This is a genomic window from Dermacoccus barathri (assembly GCF_015070805.1).
Taxonomy (GTDB): domain Bacteria; phylum Actinomycetota; class Actinomycetes; order Actinomycetales; family Dermatophilaceae; genus Dermacoccus; species Dermacoccus abyssi.
In genome coordinates this window covers 125,703-147,053 of record NZ_JADCTK010000005.1, presented here as the reverse complement: position 1 = coordinate 147,053, position 21,351 = coordinate 125,703, and the positions used below count along the sequence as shown (strand labels likewise).

22 protein-coding genes and 1 pseudogene are annotated in these 21,351 nt (G+C 68.8%); 9 read left to right on the top strand and 14 right to left on the bottom strand.

Annotated elements, in window-relative coordinates:
• Positions 1-200: 200 nt before the first annotated feature.
• The 3 genes from IM689_RS10900 to IM689_RS10890 form a co-directional block, all read right to left on the bottom strand.
• On the bottom strand, positions 201-1,448 hold the full coding sequence (locus IM689_RS10900) for a Dyp-type peroxidase (RefSeq protein ID WP_193643988.1): 1,248 nt from the start codon (positions 1,446-1,448) through the stop codon (positions 201-203).
• 64 nt (positions 1,449-1,512) lie between these two features.
• Positions 1,513-2,130 carry a copper chaperone PCu(A)C gene (locus IM689_RS10895; RefSeq protein WP_193643987.1) on the bottom strand — a complete coding sequence of 206 codons (618 nt, stop codon included), beginning with the start codon at positions 2,128-2,130 and terminating at the stop codon, positions 1,513-1,515.
• A 101-nt stretch (positions 2,131-2,231) separates the two neighbouring features.
• Entirely contained in the window at positions 2,232-2,777 is a 546-nt protein-coding gene (locus IM689_RS10890; RefSeq protein WP_193643986.1) for a hypothetical protein, read from the bottom strand.
• An 87-nt stretch (positions 2,778-2,864) separates the two neighbouring features.
• On the opposite strand from IM689_RS10890, the gene IM689_RS10885 reads away from it, so the two are divergent.
• The 3 genes from IM689_RS10885 to IM689_RS10875 all read left to right on the top strand — a co-directional run bounded on the left by IM689_RS10885 (position 2,865) and on the right by IM689_RS10875 (position 4,132).
• Positions 2,865-3,434 carry a dihydrofolate reductase family protein gene (locus IM689_RS10885; RefSeq protein ID WP_193643985.1) on the top strand — a complete coding sequence of 190 codons (570 nt, stop codon included), beginning with the start codon at positions 2,865-2,867 and terminating at the stop codon, positions 3,432-3,434.
• Between the two features lie 165 nt (positions 3,435-3,599).
• A complete protein-coding gene (locus IM689_RS10880; RefSeq protein ID WP_193643984.1) occupies positions 3,600-3,908 on the top strand; it encodes a hypothetical protein in 309 nt (102 codons plus the stop codon).
• 80 nt (positions 3,909-3,988) lie between these two features.
• On the top strand, positions 3,989-4,132 hold the full coding sequence (locus IM689_RS10875; RefSeq protein ID WP_182434735.1) for a hypothetical protein: 144 nt from the start codon (positions 3,989-3,991) through the stop codon (positions 4,130-4,132).
• Between the two features lie 132 nt (positions 4,133-4,264).
• Here the strand turns inward: IM689_RS10875 and IM689_RS10870 are convergent, their stop codons facing one another.
• The 7 genes from IM689_RS10870 to IM689_RS10840 form a co-directional block, all read right to left on the bottom strand.
• Positions 4,265-5,083, bottom strand: a complete 819-nt coding sequence (locus IM689_RS10870) for a GNAT family N-acetyltransferase (protein WP_193643983.1) — start codon at positions 5,081-5,083, stop codon at positions 4,265-4,267.
• Positions 5,084-5,204: 121 nt separating this feature from the next.
• Positions 5,205-6,089, bottom strand: a complete 885-nt coding sequence (locus tag IM689_RS10865) for a Rossmann-fold NAD(P)-binding domain-containing protein (RefSeq protein ID WP_193643982.1) — start codon at positions 6,087-6,089, stop codon at positions 5,205-5,207.
• A gap of 46 nt (positions 6,090-6,135) precedes the next feature.
• Positions 6,136-7,506 carry an NAD-dependent succinate-semialdehyde dehydrogenase gene (locus tag IM689_RS10860; RefSeq protein ID WP_193643981.1) on the bottom strand — a complete coding sequence of 457 codons (1,371 nt, stop codon included), beginning with the start codon at positions 7,504-7,506 and terminating at the stop codon, positions 6,136-6,138.
• A gap of 145 nt (positions 7,507-7,651) precedes the next feature.
• Positions 7,652-8,671: an FAD-dependent oxidoreductase gene (locus tag IM689_RS10855; RefSeq protein WP_193643980.1), complete on the bottom strand. Its 1,020-nt coding sequence runs from the start codon at positions 8,669-8,671 to the stop codon at positions 7,652-7,654.
• A gap of 37 nt (positions 8,672-8,708) precedes the next feature.
• Positions 8,709-9,269 carry a rhodanese-like domain-containing protein gene (locus IM689_RS10850; protein WP_047310932.1) on the bottom strand — a complete coding sequence of 187 codons (561 nt, stop codon included), beginning with the start codon at positions 9,267-9,269 and terminating at the stop codon, positions 8,709-8,711.
• A 24-nt stretch (positions 9,270-9,293) separates the two neighbouring features.
• Positions 9,294-10,091 carry a sulfite exporter TauE/SafE family protein gene (locus IM689_RS10845; protein ID WP_193643979.1) on the bottom strand — a complete coding sequence of 266 codons (798 nt, stop codon included), beginning with the start codon at positions 10,089-10,091 and terminating at the stop codon, positions 9,294-9,296.
• Between the two features lie 5 nt (positions 10,092-10,096).
• Positions 10,097-11,452, bottom strand: coding sequence for an MBL fold metallo-hydrolase (locus IM689_RS10840; RefSeq protein ID WP_193643978.1), 1,356 nt, complete (start codon positions 11,450-11,452; stop codon positions 10,097-10,099).
• Positions 11,453-11,735: 283 nt separating this feature from the next.
• On the opposite strand from IM689_RS10840, the gene IM689_RS10835 reads away from it, so the two are divergent.
• The 3 genes from IM689_RS10835 (at position 11,736) to IM689_RS10825 (ending at position 14,301) form a co-directional block, all read left to right on the top strand.
• Positions 11,736-11,999, top strand: coding sequence for a metal-sensitive transcriptional regulator (locus IM689_RS10835; RefSeq protein WP_047310930.1), 264 nt, complete (start codon positions 11,736-11,738; stop codon positions 11,997-11,999).
• 77 nt (positions 12,000-12,076) lie between these two features.
• A complete protein-coding gene (locus IM689_RS10830) occupies positions 12,077-12,670 on the top strand; it encodes a glutathione S-transferase family protein (protein ID WP_193643977.1) in 594 nt (197 codons plus the stop codon).
• A 230-nt stretch (positions 12,671-12,900) separates the two neighbouring features.
• Positions 12,901-14,301 carry a purine-cytosine permease family protein gene (locus IM689_RS10825; protein ID WP_319803862.1) on the top strand — a complete coding sequence of 467 codons (1,401 nt, stop codon included), beginning with the start codon at positions 12,901-12,903 and terminating at the stop codon, positions 14,299-14,301.
• Here IM689_RS10825 and IM689_RS10820 read toward each other — a convergent pair.
• Entirely contained in the window at positions 14,252-14,719 is a 468-nt protein-coding gene (locus IM689_RS10820) for a carboxymuconolactone decarboxylase family protein (protein WP_193643975.1), read from the bottom strand. The two genes, IM689_RS10825 and IM689_RS10820, sit on opposite strands and share 50 nt — an antisense overlap.
• A 267-nt stretch (positions 14,720-14,986) precedes the next feature.
• On the opposite strand from IM689_RS10820, the gene IM689_RS10815 reads away from it, so the two are divergent.
• The 3 genes and pseudogenes from IM689_RS10815 (at position 14,987) to IM689_RS10805 (ending at position 17,715) form a co-directional block, all read left to right on the top strand.
• Positions 14,987-15,940, top strand: coding sequence for a pirin family protein (locus tag IM689_RS10815; protein ID WP_193643974.1), 954 nt, complete (start codon positions 14,987-14,989; stop codon positions 15,938-15,940).
• Positions 15,941-15,973: 33 nt separating this feature from the next.
• A pseudogene (locus IM689_RS10810) lies at positions 15,974-16,306 on the top strand (GNAT family N-acetyltransferase); the annotation flags it as partial.
• Positions 16,307-16,311: 5 nt separating this feature from the next.
• Positions 16,312-17,715, top strand: a complete 1,404-nt coding sequence (locus IM689_RS10805; RefSeq protein ID WP_193643972.1) for a dihydrolipoyl dehydrogenase family protein — start codon at positions 16,312-16,314, stop codon at positions 17,713-17,715.
• Positions 17,716-17,794: 79 nt separating this feature from the next.
• Here IM689_RS10805 and IM689_RS10800 read toward each other — a convergent pair whose 3' ends face one another.
• The 3 genes from IM689_RS10800 to IM689_RS10790 all read right to left on the bottom strand — a co-directional run bounded on the left by IM689_RS10800 (position 17,795) and on the right by IM689_RS10790 (position 21,151).
• Positions 17,795-19,702 carry a BCCT family transporter gene (locus IM689_RS10800; RefSeq protein WP_129665847.1) on the bottom strand — a complete coding sequence of 636 codons (1,908 nt, stop codon included), beginning with the start codon at positions 19,700-19,702 and terminating at the stop codon, positions 17,795-17,797.
• A gap of 188 nt (positions 19,703-19,890) precedes the next feature.
• The gene (locus IM689_RS10795) at positions 19,891-20,310 is read right to left on the bottom strand and encodes a DUF6157 family protein (protein ID WP_193643971.1); all 420 of its coding nucleotides are present in this window, start codon (positions 20,308-20,310) and stop codon (positions 19,891-19,893) included.
• Positions 20,311-20,467: 157 nt separating this feature from the next.
• On the bottom strand, positions 20,468-21,151 hold the full coding sequence (locus IM689_RS10790; RefSeq protein WP_193643970.1) for a type 1 glutamine amidotransferase domain-containing protein: 684 nt from the start codon (positions 21,149-21,151) through the stop codon (positions 20,468-20,470).
• Positions 21,152-21,351: the final 200 nt, after the last annotated feature.

Genomic DNA, 21,351 nt, shown 5'->3' with positions numbered 1-21,351 from the left:
GCATCGACGGGCCGCACCCACGCTTGGCGGGGCGTGGAAAAACCCTGAAAGCTCTGATCAGTCAAGTACCAGCCACCGATAGCGTCAACCGCTCGCACGTGTGACGCTCGCCGCCGGCGCGCGAAAGCGGCCCCAGCGCGTCCCGTGCTCCCGGCATACGGGGAACTTCCCGCCCACGCGGGTGGGCGGGAAGCGCGCCGTCAGGCCTCGACGATGTCCTGACCGAGGTAGCGGCCCGGACGTGGCGCCGCAGGCAGGAGGTAGACCCCCGAGCCGATCGGTGTCGTCCAGGTGTTGAGCAGGTCGGCTTCGGCCAACCGTTGCTGGATGGGGACGAACTGTCTGACCACGTCGGCGCAGAACGCGACGAACACGAGCCCGCGATCACTCGTGCCGTCGTCACGCGCGACCTCGTAGCTGTACGGGCGCCGCAGGATCCGCTCACCCGTCTTCTTCGGCATCGCCCGCGGCACGTGCGCCGCAGGGTTAATGACGGTGAGGCCGAGCTCGTCGGTCTTCTCGAGGTCGATCGGATCGGTGGCCTTCGTCCCCGTGAGCGGAGCGCCGTTCGTCAGGCGCCTGCCGATCGCGTTCTCCTGAGCCGTGCGGTCGAGCGACTGCCACACGTCGACGTCCATGCGGATGCGGCGGATGACCATGCCGGTCGTCCCCTCCATCCAGGACGCGCCGGGCTGGGCCGCGTTCCACACGCGGCCCGCCTCGGCGCCCGCGACGTTCGGCTGCTCCATGCCGTCGAGCTGACCGAAGAGGTTTCGCGTCACCCCGCCGTCGCTCGGGCGAGCTCCAGCGGCGAACCCCCGTTGCTGCCAACGCGGGGTTGCCGTGCCCTTGAGTGCGCTGACGAGCTGGCCGACGACGTGACTCACCGTGACCGGGTTGTCGGTGTCGACCTGGACGACGAGATCCGTTTGCTTCCACGGCTTCTCGAAGTCGTCGATCGTCATGGACGGAATGGGCTTCAGCCACGCGGGAGCCTCGGCCCGCATGCCGTCGAGGTCGAAGACGCGGGGGCCGAGGCCGACGGCTATCGCCACGTCCCCGGCTCGTGGAGCCAGTTCGTGGGCAACGTCGGGCAGGGGTGACGCGCCCTTGACGAAGCGCGCCGCCGCATCGTCGAGGACGACGAGGGCGCGACGCAGTTCGTCCTTCGTCGCGTCGTCCGGTAGGTCGAGCCCGACCCAGTGCGCGTGCGTGCCGGGCTTCGTCGTGACGCCGCTCTGACGCGGCGGCCCGGAGGCCACCGTCCAGGTGGCGCGTTGGGCCGATGTCGCCGACGACGAGCCGCGAGACTGCGCCTCGCAACCGGTGAGCGCCAAGGCGCCGAGGCCGGAGAGCGCACCGGCGACAACACCTCGTCGCGTGGGACGAACTGCCGGCGTTGCGTCGTCGCTCGTCACCGGGCAGGGGCCGGCGAAGAAGTTTTCCATGGGTTCCTCCGGACCGGGCGCGGGGCGTGAAGCCTCGCGCCCGGCCGTGTCGGGACGAGTGGGATCAGTGCGACGACGAGTGCGTCATGCCGGGCATTTCTGACGTGCCCGATGCACCGGACGACGGCGACGCGTCACCCGACCCGGCGTCGGAGTACTTCTCCTTGGCGCCGTCGTAGGCCCGCACGGGGAACGTCAGCTTCGTGCTCGAACCGTCCTTGAACGTGATGGTGAGCTGCTGCTCGTCACCGGCCGCGAGCGCCTTGCTCAGGTTCATGAACATGAGGTGGTTGCCACCAGGGGCGAGCTTCAAGGTGCCACCGGGCGCCAGCGTGAAGTTCGACGTCTGCTTCATCTCCATGCCGTTCGCGGTCTTCGTCGTGACGTGGAGTTGGACGGGCCCGGCGCTGCCCTTCGCGCCGGTGATGACGACGGGCTCGTTACCCGTGTTCTTCCAGGTGCCGAAAGCGGCGCTCATGCCGCTCTCGGCTGCCTTGGCCCAACCGTCCGAGGCCTTGAGGGAGGTCGCCATCGTCACCTTCGACGAAGCGGACGACGTGCTCTGGGGGCTCTTCGACGACGCAGTGTCGTCCTTCGAACAGGCTGCGGCCGTGAAGGCGAGCGGGGCGATGAGCGCGGTGGCGGCGACTCGGCGAACGGTGGGCAGGGTGGAGCGAATCATGGTGAGGACTTTCGTTTCTCGTGCCGCACGCAGGCGGCGGCGCCTCGATCACTCGGGGGTGCGCAGGTAGCGCGTCCCGGTGAGGGCGCGTGGGGTGGAAATCAGTGCGAGAGAACGAAAACCGCAGGCGGCGCGCGGGAGGCGCGAGGGCTGCGCACAAACGTCGGACGAGGCACTCGGACGGCGTCGAAAGCCGTGTGGCGGACGACGAATTCGCCCCAGGCGGGGACGACGAGCTGCGGCAGGACGCGGCGCAGTGTCCACGCGAGTGCGCGTTCGCCGTACGCGAGGCACAGCGAGAAGAGCACGGTGGCGACGATGTGAGCGGCCGCCATCTGCGTCCAGCCCTCGCCCGCCTCGACAAGTTGCGGTTGCACATGGTGCCCGGCCGGCATCGACATCGTCATGACGGCGTGCAGCAGAACCTGCGCGAGGCCCATGACAACGACGATCTGGGCGAAGCTCCAGCGGCGCCTGCTCAGCGTGAACATGATCGGCGTGCCGACGGCGGCGAGAAGGACGAGCAGCCCGACGGGCGCTTCATGGGCGCCCCCGACGACGTGGGCGATGCCGGCGCTACAGGCCGTGAGGGCGGCAACGAGCAGGCTGCGCAAAAGGCGCACCGTCGTCGTCGGCCCGAGGCTCATACGATCAGCCTATTGCACTGCCCTTTCGCGTTTGCGGGCGCGTGGCAGCCTTGGGCGGAGCCGAGCGCCCCGCCCGAGAGGAACCCCATGCGCCCCATCGTCGTCACCGAATTCATCAGCCTCGACGGCGTCGTCGACTCCCCCGGCGACGGTGAGTACGAGCACGCGGGCTGGACGTTCAAGGACATCGAGTTCGTCCCGGAGGCCTACGCCGTCAAGGGTCGCGAACAGGAGGAGGCCTCTGCGCTGCTCCTGGGCCGCGTGACGTTCGAGGAGTTCGCCCCCGTCTGGCCGACGATGGACGACTTCGCCACGTACAACGCCATGCCGAAGTACGTCGTCTCGCGGACGTTGGACGATGCGGCCGTCACCGACATCGACTGGGCCGACTGCCACGTGCTGCGTTCACTTGACGAGGTCGCAAAGCTCAAGGAGGCCGACGGCGGCCCGATCCTCGTCCACGGTTCGGCGGCCCTCGTTCAGAGCCTGTTGGCTGCCGGGCTCGTCGACGGGTTCACGCTGCTCGAGTTCCCCGTCGTCCTCGGTTCGGGTAAACGGCTGTGGGCCGACGGGATCGGTCGAACGGATCTACGCCTTCGTAACACCGAGACGTACTCCAACGGCATCCGGCTCGCGGAGTTCGACGTCGTGCGGTGAGGGCGCGCGCAGCTTAGGCCGACGAATTTTCGTCGTCTGGCGCAGGCGCGACAATTTAAAAGACGGTCGTCTGACTCACCATTTCTCCGCCGAGTGGAACTCGCATAACTCGAACTTAGGGACGTGAAAAGTAGGAACCAGACGGTCTCTTATTATTCTGAGTTCATGAAGACCCAGCTGGCCCAGCGACGCGCATCGACCACCCCGGTCGTGCGCGTAGAGGCGACCCTGCGCAACGCAGGCGCCTCGGTGCTGGCCGCCACCGGAATCCTGGCCTCCCCGTGGATCCTCTTCGCCATCGCGTACAAGACGTACATCTACTTCACCACGGGCACGTGGTACTTCCTGGGCGCGCCCACCCCCATCGGCATGTTCAACCGCGTCGTCCTCATGGGAATTCTTCTCGGAGCGACCCTTGGCGCCACGATGCTGTTCAGTGCCGCCCTGTTACGCAAGAATCGCCCACGCAAATAAGCACCCTTATGGGTGTAGGTGACTATTACGTCAACCACGTAACGTCGAGCTGATATCCGTTTCTCGGAAAGGTTTCAGCCATGATCACCCTCGGACTCATCCTGCTCATCATCGGCCTCATCGCGAAGATGTCGATCCTGTGGACCATCGGCCTCGTCCTCATCGTCGTGGGCCTCATCCTCAACCTCGTGCCGATCGGTGGAACGCGTCGACGCGTCTTCTGATCCACACCGTCAGCTGACTGGGATGAGGGGAACCATCCGGCGCGAACCACATCGCGTGTGTGGCTGACAACGAGAGGGAGGGTGTGCGTGAATCTCACGCACACCCTCCCTTTCGCGTGCCGCTTGCGAGAATCAGCGAGTCCAGATGTACGGCGTCGTCGTCGTGACCGCCTGTAGGCCGCTGCGCTCGAGGATGGGGCGCGAGAACTCCGTCGAGTCACTGTGCAGGTAGCGCACTCCTCGTTCGATTCCCCAGCGTGCCCGCGCCGCTGTGAGGGCCCGGTAGATGCCATGCCCGCGCCATTCGGGGTGGGTGACGCCGCCCCAGATACCAGCAACGTCCGTACCCTCGACGACGCTGAGGCGCCCAGCGCTGACCACGCGACCGCCCGCGTCGGCCACCCAGAAACTCATTGTCTCGGGCTGGGCGTCGAGGTTGCGCAGCGCGTCGTCGAGCGAGCCGGCTGGGTGACCGAACACTTCTTCCTGCAGCGCGAGCGCGGCCGCGAGATCCGCTTCGCGCGACGCCGAGCCCGTCCCGACTTCCCGGATGACGACGTGGTCGGCGCTGCTCAGGCCCAAGCCGCTGATGCCGTCGGCAACGGTGGAGGCGGAACCGAGCATGACCGTTTCGAGCTCGTCAGCCACGAAGCCGTGAGCCAGCAAGCGCTCGGGCAGGTCGTCCGGGGCGTCGTGGCCGCGGGTCTTCCACTCGAACTCGGTGACGTTCGTGCCTTGTCGGAAGTACGCCACGACGGAGGCGATGAGGTCGTCGAGCACTTCCCCGCCCAGACCGTCGAGGCTGGAGTAGCTGACGAATCCCGTACCGCGCGAATCGAACTCGCCGGCGTGGACCGGCCCGATCCGCTGACGTCGGACGGTGTTGCCCATCTCGGCCTCACCGCGCAGGCGGGCCTCGTAGACGGCGAGCAGGTCGGCGTTGGTGGTCATGGACAAAGTGTGGGCAGTCGCACCGCGGACGTCACCTGAATTTCGCGGAGCGCCCCGGTGATGCGGGAAAGGTCAGGTTGTGCCCGATATTTCACGCACACCCTGCACGTTCGGCGATCAGTCAGGGATGACGCTCGCCCTCACCGGCGAGGATGCTCGCGTAGCCCTCGCGGAACGTCGGGTAGGTGAGGGTGAAGCCCGTTCCACGCAGGCGCGCGTTGCTCAGCCGCCGGGTGGCCGAGGGGCGCGCTGCGCCCTCGTGTCCCGTGAACGGCTCGGTGTCGACGCCGAGTTCGCGCGCGAGAAACGTCGCGACCTCGCGCGCCGGAGCAGGTGCGTCGTCGGTGAGCAGGTACAGCTCGTCGGCTTCGCTGCTCACCGTGAGCAGGTGGACGACGGCCGCCGCGGCGTCGTCGCGGTGGATGCGGTTCGTCATGCGGTCGGGGTCGGCGAGGTTGCCGGCACGCACCTGGTCGATGAACCACTCGCGTCCCGGTCCGTAGAGACCGCTGGGGCGCACGACGATGCCCCGCGTTCCCACCGGCAGGCCCGCGAGGAAGTTCTGCTCGGCCTCGGCGAGCACGCGGCCCGTGGGGGTGTCCGCCGCGTCGGACGAGGTTTCGTCGACCCACGCGTCGCCGTTCTGCGCATGCCCCATCGCGCCGGTCGACGAGACGAACAGGGCCCTCTCCGGCGCCCAGCCGCGTGCTGCGACGTCACGCAGAACGGCGTCGACACCGTCGAGGAAGGTGGCACGGTACCGCTCTTCACTTCGGCCGCCCGCGGTGAGGCAGATGACGAGGAGGCGTGGACCGTCACCAGCACCGTCGAAGGCGGGCAGATCAGGCAGTCCGTCCGAAACGTCGCCCGCCACACCGACGAGCGGAGCGGGCACGAGTGCTGCCCGTCGTCGGACGGCGACGACGCCGCGCCCGGCCGCAGCGAGACGAAGGCCGATCTCGGTGCCGAGGTCGCCGGCGCCGATGAGGAGCGTGTCAGCAGTCATGCCACCAGTCTCCCCGCCGACGACCGGCGCGTCGAAAGACCCTCGATCAGGAGGCGACTCGGACGAGCTTCGTGTTGGCGAATTCGGTGAATCCGCACCGTCCGAGCTCGCGCCCGTACCCGGAGCGGCGCACGCCGCCGAAGGGCAGACCGGCCTTTGTCGTGCCGTGTTCGTTGACGTAGGTCATGCCGACCTCGAGGCGCCGAGCGATCTCTTCAGCCTTCTCGACATCCTTGACCCAGACGGAGCCGGACAGGCCGAACGACGAGTCGTTGGCCACGCGCACGGCTTCGTCGACGGAGCTGTACGGGAAGATCATCGCGACCGGGCCGAAGATCTCCTCGGCGTACGCGTCCATCTCGCTCGTGACGCCGGTGATCACGGTTGGCGCCATCCATGCGCCGTCCTTGTCGAGCGCATCACCGCCGGCACGCAGCGTCGTGCCCTCGGAAACGGCCTTGCGCACCTGCTCGACGACGCCGTCACGCGCCTCGATCGACGACAGCGGACCCATCTCGGTGGCTTCGTCGAGCGGGTCGCCGACCTTGCGCTCCCCGACCGTCGTGACGACGACGTCGGTGAACTCGGCGAACATGGCCTGCGGCACGAAGATTCGCTTCGGCGAGTTGCACGCCTGCCCGGCGTTGCTCATCCGCGCCTTGGCGACCGCCTCGGCCGTCGCTGCGACATCCACGTCGTCGAGGACGATGAGCGGGTCCGACCCGCCGAGTTCGAGCACGCTCTTCTTGAGGTTCTTCGCCGCAGTTTCCGCGACGGCGATTCCGGCGCCCTCACTTCCCGTGAGGGAGACGCCGCGCACCCGCGAGTCCTCGACGATGCTCGTCACCTGGTCGTTGCTGACGAAGAGGTTGAAGTACGCGTCCTCGGGCACCCCGGCGGCGTGGAGGATCTCCTCGATGAGCACAGCGGACGAGCCGCAGATCGACGCGTGCCTGAGCAGAATCGTGTTGCCCAGCATGAGGTTCGGCGCCGCGAAGCGGGCCACCTGGTAGTGCGGGAAGTTCCAGGGCATGACGCCCATGAGCACACCGATCGGGTCGGTCACGACGACGGACGACGCCTCGTCACCGATGTCGAGCTTCTCCTCCTCGAGCAGGCCGGGGCCGTGCTCGCCGTACCAGCGGAAGATCGAGCCGGCCAGCTCGACCTCGCCCTTGGCTTCTGTGAGGGGCCTGCCCATCTCCGTCGCGATGGTGCGCGCCAGTTCGTCAGCTCGCTCGTCGTAGGCATCGGCGACGCGCTTCCTGGCGTCGGCGCGCGTCTGAGCCGATTCACGACGCCAGGTGTCGAAAGCTGCGTGGGCACGTTCGACGGCTGCGCGCACGTCGGCGTCGGAGGTGGAGTCGCACTCCTTCTCGACGACGCCGGTGGCGGGGTTCTCGATGCGGTAGGTCATGGATCTCCCTTCGTGAAGTGATCTCACTTCTCACGAGGGGGATGAGTGGGTCGGTCGAGAATCATTCAGTTCCAATGAGATTCAACCCGCAGGGGTGTGTGGTTCCACATGAAACATCCCGGGTGCACACGACGGGAGCAGGTGCCTACTTCGTGCCGATCCGCCGCCACAGGAGATCGCGGGTGGGCGACAGGGCAACCCGCATTCCCCACCCGGCCACCGTGCGGGCGACCTGGGTGACGGGCAGTCGGCGCGCCTGCCACGCTGCGAGCGACCGATTGGTGTTCAGGGTGCGCGCCAGGGAGGCCGCATCGAGGACGGCGTCACTCGCACCGCGTCCGAGGTTCGGCAGAGCGGCGTGGGCGGCGTCGCCGATGACGACGTACCGCCCCGAGACGTAGCGATGCATCGGCGGCGTGACCCACAGGCGGGTCGCGAGTGTGTCATCGCCCGCGGCGTCGAGCACCTCCCGCAGATGCGGGGCAGGCGACGCGAAGCGCTCGCGCGCCTCGGCGACTACGGTCGTCACGTCGAGCGGCTCCGGGCCGAGGTCGCTCACGTGTCCGGTGAACCAGTAGAGCGCACCCCCGACCGGCGCGAGCCCGAACAGCGTTCCGGCGCCCCAGTACTCACCGACCAGTGGCCGCAACCTGTCGGCCGCAGCGCCGGCGGGCACGATGCCACGCAACGTGACGTAGGGCGTCTCACGACGCTCGGCCGCGCCGGGCTGGACGAGGCCACGCACCCGCGAGCGCACGCCGTCAGCGCCGACGACGAGGTCGGCGTCGAGGGTGCTCGGATCGGTGACCTCGGCCATCACGCGACGAACGCTTCCGGGCACAGCCGCAGCGAGCGCATCCATGAGGGCCGGGCGCATCACCATGGCGAGATCCGGGCCGCGGACCGTCGCGACGCGGGCGCCGTCGAGGCGGTAGAGGCCGCCGTGGTCGGCCTTCGTCGGCGCGGGAAGTGCGATACCGAGGCGCGCGAGCGTGCGGCGAGCGCCGGGCCACAGGCCGAGCGCGGCACCCGTCGTCCGCTCGGGTTGGGCCTCGACGAGGGTGACGTCGAAGCGCGCCGGGTCGAGCGCCGCGGCCAACGTCAGGCCCGCGATTCCGCCGCCGACGACGGCAACACGGGTCAGTCCGGAGGGCGCGTCACTCATGCGCCACACGGTAGCGGGACGAGCGAGTGGCCCGCCCTCAACGCAGCTGAGCCGTCACCTGGCGCACCGACGGCGCGCCGGCACCCTGGTTGTAGGGCAGCTTCGACAACAGGTTGCCCATGGCGCAGGTGTTCGACAGGGCCGCGAAGACGAGACCCCCGCCGACCGCGCCCGACAGCCATTTCGCCTTCGGCACGAGCGTGCTCGCCAGCACACCCGTGGCGACGAGGGAACCCGCCACGAGGCGCACCTGCCGCTCGAGATCCCAGCGTGCCTCGCCGTACTCGACGTCCTGGCCGGCGTCACGCCACGCCTCGAAGCCACCCTCGAGCACCGACGTGCGGGTGACACCGACACCGGCGAGTGCTCGCTGAGCGCGCTCGGCGCGCGGCCCGGCACGGCAAATGAGCACGGCGTCCCTGTCGATACGACCACCGATGACGGCGGCGTTCGCGTCGAGCAGATCGACCGGCACGTTGATCGAGCCGGGGATGTGGGCGGTTCCGTACTCGGCAGGCGTTCGCACGTCGAGCAAGAGCAGGTCATCCGAGTTCGCCGAGGCGAGGCCGGCGGCGTCGATACGGGGCGTGATGGTCATGGGGGTTCTCCTTCGAGAGGTTGATCAGAACAGGTGAGGAATGCTGCGCCACGCCGTGTAGAACGAGACGAGGAGGAGGAAGGACGCGAACCCGAGTTGCAGGGTACGTTTCGGGATCTTCGTCATGAGTCGGCCACCGACGAGCGCACCCGCGACGGCCATGGCGAGGAAGGGCGTCACGATCGACCAATCGATGACGCTCCCACCGGAGGAGTGGAAGAGAAACGAACTGACGCTGTTGATCGTGACGACGAGCAGCGACGTACCGACGGCAAACGGCATGCCGTAGCCGAGAACCAGAGTCAGAGCCGGGACGATGGCGAATCCACCACCGACGCCGAAGAAGCCGGTGAGCAACCCTACCCCGGTCGCCGTCACGACGAGCTTCACGATTCCGCCGACGTCACGCCTGCCCTCGTCGTCGGAGTGAAGCACGTCGCGTGGCCGACCCTCGACGTCTGCGGAACCCACGAGCGCCTTGCGGATCATGAGTGCCGCGACGACGACGAGCAAGCCGGCGAACATCGCGAGCAGGAGGTTGCCGTCCACCCCGGCCGCTGCGCGGGTGCCGAGGTAGGCGCCGCCGACGCCCAGCACACCGAACGTCAGGCCCTGGCCCCACTGCACGGCGCCGCGACGATGGTGCGGCACGAGACCGACGAGGGAGCTCACACCGACGATGACGAGCGACGCCGTCGTCGCCTCGTGCGGATCCTTGCCCACCGCGTACACGAGCACCGGGAGGGTGAGGACGGCGCCACCTCCGCCGAGGCCACCGATGAGAAGCCCGACGACCACCCCAGCGACAAGAGCGATGAGCACGAGGATCAGCCTGCCACCAGGCTCAGGCCCGTCTCGGCTGCATTCGCGAAGCTGTCATCGACGGCGACCACGTGGTGGCCCGCAGCTGCGAGGAGGGAGGCCGCGATCGAGGCGCGGTAGCCACCTGCGCAGTGCACCCACAGTTCGCCGGAAGGAATCTCGTCGAGGCGCTCGAGCACGTCGTGAAGCGGCACGTTGACGGCGCCGTCGATGTGGGACGGGCCGAACTCGTCGGCGCGTCGCACGTCGAGGACGGTCACTTCGCGGTGGTGACGCACCTGAGCGAGGTCGGCGAACGTGGCGCGCTCGAACGACTGGAGCGCCTCGTCGGTCCACTCCTGCGGAGCGCCCGTGGCCTGCCCTCGGAGGCGCTCGATGCCGATGCGCACGAGTTCGCGCTGCGCTTCGGCGACCTGCTCGGGGCTGTCCCCGAGCAGTGTGAGCGAGGCGCCCCAGGGCATGATCCAGCCGAGGTACGTGGCGAACTGGCCGTCGACGCCGAAGTTGACCGTGCGGCCGACGTGCCCCTTGGCGTACGCCTCGCGATTGCGCAGGTCGACGACCCACTCCCCGGCTTCGAGGGAGGCACGGATCTCATCCTTGTCGACGGTGGCGGGCAGGGTGAGATCAGGGGCGTCCTGCGGAGCGTCGGCGTTCGCCGGCCCCATGTGCGCGTAGTACGCGGGCCACTCGGACAGGCCGGCGAGGATCTCCTCGACCCACTCGTCCTCGCTCTTCGTCAGGGCCGGGTTGGTGCGTTTCTCGGTGCCGATGGTCGAGCAATCGGCGTCGGACTGCGTCGCGGAACAGAAGCTGCCAAAACCGTGTGTCGGAAGCACCTGCGCCTCGTCGGGCAGTTCGGAGGCGAGGCGCTGGACGGAGTCGTACTGGTGGTGGACGAGTGCGTCGGTGTTCTCCTCGCCGAGCAGGTCGGGGCGCCCGGTCGAGCCGAACGTCAGCGATCCGCCGGAGAAGACGCCGATCGTGCCCTCGTCGCCGACGAGGGCGTACGACAGGTGGGTGAAGGTGTGGCCTGGTGTCGCGAGGACGGTGACGCTCATGCTGCCGACGGTGACGACATCACCGTCACGCACGCCGACGCGCTCGAACGAGACCTCGTCGTCCGCGTTGACGTGGTACGTAGCGCCGGTCTCGTTCGCGAGCGCCCGGCCCCCGGTGACGTAGTCGTTGTGGATGTGCGTCTCGAAGACATGCGTGATGCGCACCCCTTCGCGCTCCGCCACCGCGAGGACGCGGTCGACGTCGCGTTGCGGGTCGACGACGAGGGCGACCTCGCCGTCGTGGGCCAAGTAGGAGCGGTCGCCGAGTGACGGCGTGTCGATCGGGACGATGGCAACCATCGTGCCCTCCTTCCGCGCGACCACCGGGCCGCGTCTCGCTTCGATTGATACCCCCTGGGGTATCTGGCTCCAGTAGATCACAGATACCCCCACCCGTATCAAGCGGGGTGACTTCGCCCGAATTTCCGCGGATTCCGCTACGGATGATCCGGGGAGCACCCGACGTTGACGGGAGTGACATTCGATACCCCACCCCGTATGCTGACACTCTGCGTCGCCGGGGCGGCACCGTCTCCCTCGGGCACCACCGAGGCCCCGCGACCACCGAACCGAAAGGCTTGCCATGCAGCTCTCACCCGATGACATGACGCCCGTGCTCAACCGCCTCAAGCGGGCTCAGGGTCAGCTCGGCGGTGTCATCCGACTCATCGAGAGTGGCGCCGAGTGCCAGGACGTCGTCACGCAACTCGCCGCGACGAGTCGCGCCCTCGACAGGGCCGGCTTCGCCATCCTCTCCTCGGGGCTGCAGCAGTGCCTCGCCGAGGAGGGTTCCGTCAGCGAGGAGAACGCCAAGACGCTCGAGAAGCTCTTCCTCACGCTCTCCTGATCCACACGCCTGCGACTGTTCGCGGCGGCGCACAGGGCGCTACGGTCGAAGGGCAATCCGATGAGAGGTGGGGACTCATGGCCGACAAGAGCGGCGCCTACAAGCGCGACACCAACTACATCCAGACCCGCATCACCCGCGACGGCGAGGACGGCTACCCGGTGGGGGCGCACCGCTACCGTCTCGCCGCGGCACGTGCCTGCCCGTGGGCGAACCGTGCGCTCATCGCGCGCCGCCTCTACGGCCTCGACGACGTCATCTCCGTCGCCATGGCCGGCCCGACCCACGACGAACGCAGCTGGACCTTCGACCTCGACCCGGGCGGCGTCGACCCCGTGCTCGGCATCCACTTCCTGCGCGACGCCTACAACAAGCGCTTCCCGAACTCCGAGCGCGGCATCACGGTGCCCGCCATCGTCGACGAGCGCACCGGCGAGGTCGTGACGAACGACTTCGTGCAGATCAAGGAGCGCTACTACATCGTCCACACCGACGTGAACCCGGCGGGCATCGTCCCGAAGGGTCCGGCGTTGGACGGCTGGCTCACCCCGCACGGACGCGACCACCTCGAGGCCAACACGTGGGGCGACGGCGGCACGCCTCCCCCGCCGCCGCTCAAGGCCGAGGTCGTCGACCCAGCGAACACTCCCCTGCACGTAGAAGGCCGCTGAAGCGCGGCGAATGCCGGATTCTGTAGACGTTCGGCGTCGGATGTGACGCCGAACGTCTACAGAATCGGTCCACCCACCCGGCACGTGTCCCCAACCCGCCGTGGCACGTCCGTGCCAAACGAAATTTATGGCACTTTCGCGCCGATAGTCTGCCGATGCGTCATCCGGCGCATCGACGACCCGCGCGAGCCGCCTCCCCCGGCGCAGCCCGGCAGGAGGGAAGCACGCCAGTGAGTACCGCGAGCGCCGCTACGCAGAACGAGGGCACGGCCGCCCGACGCACCCCCGACGTGGACGACCTCCACGACGTGCCCACGACCCTCGAGGGCGGGCCGGCCCCGCGCAACCTCGGCCTGCTCGACCAGCTCGGTATGTGGGGCAACCTCGGCATGAGCCTGCTCGCGTTCGCGGGCGCCATCGTCGTCCTGCAGCCCCTGGGCGAGCCCGGCATGGGGATGGGGCAGGCCGTGCTCGCGCTCGTCGTCGGCACCCTCGTCGGCACGGCCGGCGTCTCCGCGATGGCCCTCGCGTCGTCGCAGCAGGGTCAGCCCGCCATGGTCATGCTGCGCGGCCTGTTCGGCGGCCGCCTGTCGTACGTGCCGACGGTGTTCAACATGATCCAGCTCCTCGGCTGGGGCACGTTCGAGATCGTCACGACGACGATGGCCGCCCGCACCCTGTGGCCCGAGCTGCCGCGCTGGCCGATCGTCGTCGTCATCGGCGCCGTAACGACGCTGCTCGCGCTCTACCCGCTGCGTTGGGTCAAGGTGCTGCGCAAGTACGTGACGGTGGCGGTCATCGTCACGCTCATCTATCTCGCCTCGCAGCTGCTCACCCGCGACGTGCCGGCCCACGCCGGGCACGGTTGGGGCGGCTGGATGGTGGCCGTCGACGCGATCATCGCGCTGTCCGTCTCGTGGGTGCCGGTCGCCGGCGACTACGCGCGCCACTCGACGTCCCACCGCGCCGCGGTGCTCGGCAGCTACCTCGGCTACTGCGTCACCCAGATCGCGGTCTACTCGATCGGCATCATCACCCTGCTGCTGGCCGGCGGCAACGGCGACGCCGTGTTCTCGATCTTCCTCGGCGTCGCGGGCGGCTCGCTGTGCTTCCTCGTGCTGACGCTGCGCGAGATCGACCAGTGCTTCGTCGACGTCTACTCGACGACGGTGTCCCTGCAGAACATCGCGCCGCGCCTCGACCGTCGCCTCATCGCAATCGCGCTCGGCGTCACCTCGACGGTGCTCGCCCTCGCCGTCGACATCTACGGCTTCGCGCACTTCCTCGCCCTCATCGGCTCGGTGTTCGTACCGCTGCTCGGCGTCTTCCTCGTCGACTACTACCTGTTCGGCGGGCGTCACCGCTGGAACACCGCGGTCGACGCACCCTCGCGTCCGCTCATGCTCGTCGCCTGGGCAGCCGGGTTCGTCGCCTACGAGCTCGTCGCGCCCGGCACGCTCGGCGCGTGGTCGGACATGTGGCGTTCCATCGGCGAGGCCATCGGCCTCAGCGCACCGACGTGGCTGAGCGCCTCCCTCGTCGCGTTCGGCGTGGCGGCACTCGCCACGATCGTCGTCGAGATCAGCGGCGGCGGCGCGGCGGGTGCGCGCTTGCGATCGACACGCGGTTGAACGCGTTGATGAGCACGATGGCCCACTCGAGGGCCGCGAGCGCCTCCGTCGACATGACGTCCGACGCGTCAGCGATGGCCGCGCGCAGATCGAGTTCGCGCGGGTTGGTGAGGGCCTCGGCCAGTTCCAACGCCACGCGCTCGACCTCGGTGTAGAGGTCGGCGTCACGCCACGCGGGCAGCAGGTCGATCTTGAGCGGGTCGACGCCGGCGTCGCGGGCGGCGGGCACGTGGACGCTCAGGCACGTCACGCAGCCATTGATCTGCGAGACGCGCGTGTTGACGAGCTCGATGAGCCCGACGTCGAGGCCGGCCTCCTTCGACGCGGCGCGCGAGCTCTTCGCGGCCTCGATCATCGCCGCGTGCGTGAGGGGCTGAACCTTGTCGATGTAGGGGCGCTCCGGGTTGCCACCGCTCATGTCGGACTCCTTCTCACCGCACCGCATCGTGGGCGGCCTGGCCGAATCGTTCGAGGGACGGGCCCAACCTAACGGCCGTCGGCCCCCGAGACGCTGACCGACGTTGCCGGGGCGCCGACGGCGTCATACGTTTCAGATGCACGCTCGTGTCCGCGACGCGCCCCGAGCGGGGTGCGGGAAGGGGTAGGCGCCGCGAGTCGTTGCACCGAACGTGCCCGTCGCGCCGTCCGCCAGGACGACGCACCGCGAGGAGAAACGAAGGTTCGCATGAACGACGTCCAGGTACTCGAGGCCCGTCAGGTGCCCCTCGGCGGCATGCGATCGCTCGAGGTGCGCCGCACCCTTCCGCACAAGGATCGCTCCTTCGTCGGCGCGTGGTGCTTCGTCGACCACTACGGCCCCGAGCCCGTGCGCGACCTCGAACGCGACGGCATGGACGTGCCGCCGCACCCGCACACCGGCCTGCAGACGGTCTCGTGGCTGTTCGACGGCGAGATCGAGCACCGCGACACCGGCGGCGTGCACGGCATGGTGCGCCCCGGCGAGATGAACCTCATGACGAGCGGTCACGGCATCGCCCACTCGGAGGTCTCGACGCCGGAGACCGACACACTGCACGGCGTCCAGCTGTGGGTTGCGCTGCCGGACGCCGACCGCGAGACGGCACGCGCGTTCGAGCACCACGCCCCGGACGACGTCGACCTCACCGGTGACGACGGTGGCTTCGCCGGCGTCGCGCTCGTCTTCCTCGGTGAGCTGCCCGGCGTCGATCGCTCGCCCGTGACGACGTACAAGCCGTTGCTCGGCGCAGAGCTGCGCCTCGAGGGGGGCACCGAACTCACCCTCGACGTCGACTCGTCGTTCGAGCACGCCGTCCTCGTCGACTCCGGCGACGTGACGTTCGAGGGGACGCAGCTCAAGCGCGGCGACCTCGCGTGCCTCGACCCGGGCCGCTCGCAGCTGCACTTCTCGATCGGCCAGTTCCCCGCCCGTCTCGTTCTGCTCGGCGGCGAGCCGTTCGAGGAGGAGATCGTCATGTGGTGGAACTTCGTCGGCCGCAGCCACGAGGAGATTGTCGAAGCCCGTGAACAGTACGAGGCCGGGGACCCGCGCTTCGGCCACGTCGAGGGCTACACCGGCAAGACCGACCGCATTCCGGCACCGCCCATCCCGCCTGTCCACCTGCGCCCGCGCAATCGTCGCGGCCGTATCGGCGGCTGACCCCGCCTCCGATCCGACCGTCCCGACGCACCCAGATCCCCCGAGGAGATCGCCATGTCCGACCTGACCATGAAGCACAACACCGAAGCCAACCGCTACGAGGCGTGGGACGGTGACGCGCTGGCCGGTTTCGCCGAGTACCAGCTCACCGACGAGCTCGCCGTGTTCACCCACACCGAGGTCGACCCGGCTTACGAGGGCAAGGGCGTCGGCTCGCAGATCGCCCGTTTCGCGCTCGACGACGTGCGTGACGAGGGCACCCGCAGGGTGCTGCCGCTGTGCCCGTTCATCAAGGGCTGGATCGGTCGTCACCGCGAGTACGTCGAGCTCGTCTACGACGCCCCCGCCACCACTGCGAAGGACTGACCCGGATGACTGACACTGACGAACTCAACGCCGACGTCGTCGTCATCGGCGGCGGGCCGGTGGGTGAGAATGTCGCCCAGTACGCCGTCGAGGGTGGCCTGAGCGCCGCGCTCGTCGAGGGCGAACTGCTCGGCGGCGAGTGCTCGTACTACGCGTGCATGCCGAGCAAGGCGCTCCTGCGCCCCATCGACGTGGCCCACACGACGGCGCACCTGCCCGGCGTCGAAGACGCTGCCGTCCAGCCGAAGGAGCTCCTCGCCCGCCGCGACACGTGGGTGTCGCACTACGACGACTCCGGCCAGGTGGAGTGGGCCGACGGCGCCGACATCACGCTCGTGCGCGGCCACGGCCGCATCGTCGGGGAGAGGCGCGTCGAGGTCAGCGGCCCCGACGGCACGCGCACCGTCACGGCCGAGCGCGCTGTCGTGCTCGCGACCGGCTCGGTGCCGGTCGTTCCGCCCGTCTTCGACGGCGTGAGCCCCTGGGGTTCGCGTGACGCGACGGGCGTCGTCGAGGTGCCCGAGCGGCTCCTCGTCGTCGGTGGCGGCGTCATCGCCGTCGAAGCGGCCACGTGGATGGCGGCCCTCGGTTCGCAGGTGCGCATGCTCGTGCGCGGCCCGGCACTGCTCGAGAAGAACGAACCGTTCGCGGGCGACATCGTGCGCTCCGCCCTCGAGAAGGCGGGCATCGCCGTCGTCCTCGGCGCCGACGTCACCTCCGCGGTGCGTGAGCACGCGGACGGCACGGGCCTGGGGCGCATCCACGGCGGCGAGGTGACGGTGACGACGTCCGCGTCGGGCACGTTCACCGCTGACGAGGTTCTCGTCGCGACCGGACGCCGCCCCAACCTCGCCGACGTCGGCCTCGACGCGCTCGGTCTGTCCGCCGACGACGTGCGAAGCGGCACCTTGCCCGAGTGGCTGCACGCCGTCGGCGACGCCGGCCCCGGCGCCCCGCTCACCCACATGGGCAAGTACGAGGCGCGCGTGCTCGGCTCGAAGCTCGCGGGTGCCGACGAGGCTCCCGCTCCCGCGAACGTGCCGGTGCCGCAGGTGGTCTTCACCGACCCACAGGTCGCCTCCGTCGGCCAGAGCGAGGCCGAGGCGCGCTCCGCGCTGGGCGACGACGCCGTCGTCACCTCCGAGGTGGGCTTCGGCACCGCCGCCGGAACGTCGCTGCTGCGTGACGATGCCGACGGGCGCGCGAAGATCGTCGTCGACCGCCGTCGCGGCGTCGTCATGGGCGCCACGTTCGTCGGCCCGGACGCGGCTGAACTGCTCCACGCCGCGACGATCGCCATCGTCGGCGAGGTGCCTGTCAGCGTGCTGCGTCACGCCGTGCCGAGCTACCCGACGGCGTCGGAGCTGTGGTTGCGCATGCTCGAACAGCTCCCGCGCGACCTGCGCTGACGCGGGTTCGATCCGGCCGCCCACAACGAACGGCGGGCCACCCCTCGTGAGGGTGGCCCGCCGTTCGCGTGCCGCAGCGTCAGTCGGCCTCGGGAGGAGGCGACGTCGGGACGCCGCGTCCGCCGCCGCGCGGTGACGTCGTCCGCGAGATGCGGTAGTCGATGCGCGGCTCGACGTGGCGGCCAAAGTGCTGGTCGAAGCTCTCCTGGAACTCCTGTTGCAGCGCTCGGATGCGCTCGGCCGTCTCGTCACGACGGCGCAGCGCCAGGTCCGCACGCAGCGCTCGCAGCGTGGCGAAGCACATGAGGATGAGCACCGCGCTGAACGGCAGCGCCGTGGCGATCGCCGCGGACTGCAGCCCGCTCAGACCGCCCGCGAGGAGCAGACCGATGGCGAGCGCACCCTCGAGCACGGCCCACAGCACACGCGACCAGGTCGGCGGGTTGGGGTGACCGCCGGAGGCCAGCATGTCGACGACGAGCGAACCCGAGTCGGAGGAGGTGATGAAGAAGACCGCCACCAGTGCGATGGCGAGGATCGACAGCACCGAACCGAGCGGCAGGTCCTCGAGCACGGTGAACAGCACCGTCGAGGCGTCCACGCCCTCCTTCGGGTCGACGAGACCGCCCTTGCCGAAGAGCTCACGGTCGAGGCCCGTGCCACCGAGCACGGAGAACCACAGGAACCCGACGATCGTCGGCACGAACAGCGTGCCCGCGATGAACTCGCGGATCGTGCGACCGCGCGAGATGCGCGCGATGAAGACACCGACGAAGGGTGCCCACGAGATCCACCAGCCCCAGTAGAAGATCGTCCAGCTCGCGTTCCAGGTGGCGCCCTTCTCACCCGTGTAAGCACCGACGTCGAACGTCATGTTCAGCACGTTGGCGAGGTAGACACCGAGCGACTCGACGAAGTTCTGGAAGAGGAACAGCGTCGGGCCGAGCAGCAGGATGGAGATGAGCAGCAGGCCCGCGAAGCTCAGGTTGATGTTCGACAGGTACTTGATGCCCTTGCCGAGACCCGAGACGCACGAGAGCGTCGACAGGAACGTGATGACGACGATGAGCGTAACGAGCACGGCGTTGTCGGTGTTGTCGACGATGCCGATCGACTTCATGCCCGACGCGATCTGCTGCACGCCGAGACCGAGCGACGTGGCGACACCGAAGACGGTGCCGAAGATGGCGAGGACGTCGACGAGGTCGCCGAGCCAGCCCTTGACCCGATCGCCGAAGAGGGGCTCGAGGGCCCAGCGGATCGAGATCGGGCGACCACGGCGGTGGATGGCGTACGCGAGCGCGAGACCGATGACGGCGTAGACCGCCCACGGGTGCAGACCCCAGTGGAGGAAGGTCTGCGCCATGGCGAGTTGCGCCTTCTCCGTCTCGCTGCCCTCCCAGCCGGGCTTCGGGTCGCTCGTCGCGTAGGTGAGCGGTTCGCCGACGCCGTAGAAGACGAGGCCGATGCCCATGCCGGCGGCGAAGAGCATCGCAAACCACGACAGGAGCCCGAACTCAGGGTCTTCCCCGTCGCGGCCGAGACGGATGGTGCCGTACTTGCTGAAGCCCACGAACGCCGTGAAGGCGATGAAGAAGCCGATCGCAAGCATGTAGTACCAACCGAAGTTGGTGACGATCCACGACTGCATGTCGACGAGGACGTCACTCGTCGATTCCGGGGCGGCGATGCCGACCACGGCGACCGCGAGGATGACGATGAGCGCCGGCCAGAAGACCCGCGGGGAAACCATTCCCTTGCCGAGGCGAACTCCCTGGAGCTTCAGCTTCTCGGTGATGGTCTCGTCGTCGTCCTCCTCCGCGATCTGCAGGTGCGGGGCGATCGGCTTGGCCGAGTCGCGCACCTCGACGTCGAGTTCAGGGAAGGAACTCTGCAGGGTGGACGAGTAAGTGGACGCGTGTTCGTCGAACGCGGACGCGCCCTGTGATGCTTCGCTCTCTGGCGGAGCGTCGGATGAGTTCGCCATGTGACCTCCTTGTCGTCAACAGGTCACGGCAGCCCCCATAGCGGGCCCGTAGGCAAGGTGAAGAAAGCACTGCCGCAACGGATTCGCCTTCCACCTTGTCACCGATGTGCGGTTCACCCAAGACGGGAGGGGTGGGGTTCCTCACCCCTTGAAGCTCTGAGGTGCTTCAGAGAGCGCTCGAAATCCGCTCAACGGCGCGACTTCATGGCCGGGTGCTTGGTCACGGCGTCGTCCTCGACGAGTTCGGCGTAACGGGGCGAGTCGACGGCCACGAGCGCGACCCGGCTGTCGGCGTCGAAGTGGAAACCCCACCCGTACGTCTTCGCCAGCGGTGACGTGCGCAGGCACGGTTGGCCCGTAAGGAAGAAAGCCTCGCGTGCGGCGTGACGCTCGTCGTCCGGGACGCCGCTGCGATCGGCGCTCACGGTGAACAGAACGTCGTCGCTCGTCAGCTCGTAGTCGTGCCCATGGAGCAGCGCGAACTGACGCTCGGCCACGCTGCCCTTGCCGGTGGGCGGGTGCGAGCCCGCCACGGCGCGGGTGTCTGGCGCGACCGTGATGAGTGTGTCGGCGTAGTTGGTGGTGTGCCCGCCCCCTGGTGTCTTCATGAATCGAGCATGACACCGGCCACCGACAACGTGACTCCACGCGGCTCGGGTGCGGAGCCTCCTTGGGCAGAGCTCGGTGCGGTTGGGCAGTCGGACACCCTGCCCAACCGCACCGAGATCGACCCAGCGCCCTGAGGCGCTCGGGCGCGGCGACGCGTCAGCCCAGACGCTTCTTGAGCTCCTCGGCGAGGGGCTTGCTGGAGGCCGGGTTCTGGCCGGTGAGCAGGTCGCCGTCGACGACGACGTTGGGCTGCCACGCTTCGCCGACGGAGAGCTCGGCGCCGTCCTCACGGAGGCGGTCTTCGAGCAGCCACTTGGCGTTGTCGGCGTTGCCTCCTGCGCGCTCCTCCTCGTTGGAGAAGGCGGTGAGCTTGCGGCCCTTGACGACCGGATCGCCGTTCTCGTCCCGCGCGGGCAGCAGCGCCGCCGGGCCGTGGCAGACGATGGCGACGGGCTTGCCCGCTGCGAGGGTGTCGGCGATGAGCTTGCCGGACGTGGCGTCGACCGCGAGGTCCTCCATCGGGCCGTGACCGCCGGGGTAGAAGACGGCGTCGTAGTCGTCGAGTGCGACGTCGGACAGGTTGAGCGGCTGCTTGAGCGCGTCGATGGCGTCGAGCTCGGGCCGCACGTCGTTGCAGTCGTTCATCTCGGGGGCGAGGCTCGCCTCGTCCGCGACGGGTGCGACGCCGCCGGGCGTCGCGAACTCGACGGTGTCACCGGCCTCGGTGAAGAGGCGGTACGGGGCGAGCAGCTCCTCGGCCCAGAATCCGGTGGGGTGCTGCGTGCCGTCCGCGAGCGTCCAGTTCGTGGCTGCGCTGACGACGAAGAGAATCTTCGACATGTCGAACTCCTTGTTCGGGGTCGTGGTTCGCAGGAGCCAACAGGGAACGAGCCGCACATGTTCCGCCGAACGCGCGGGCAGCTGATGCACTTCGGTGCACGTGACGCACTCTGAACCCGCTCACAACGCATCAGGCGCGCCGAACTGCGTCAGCTGCGACGACCGGCCAACTCGACCCGACCGCCACCGTGGTTTGCTGG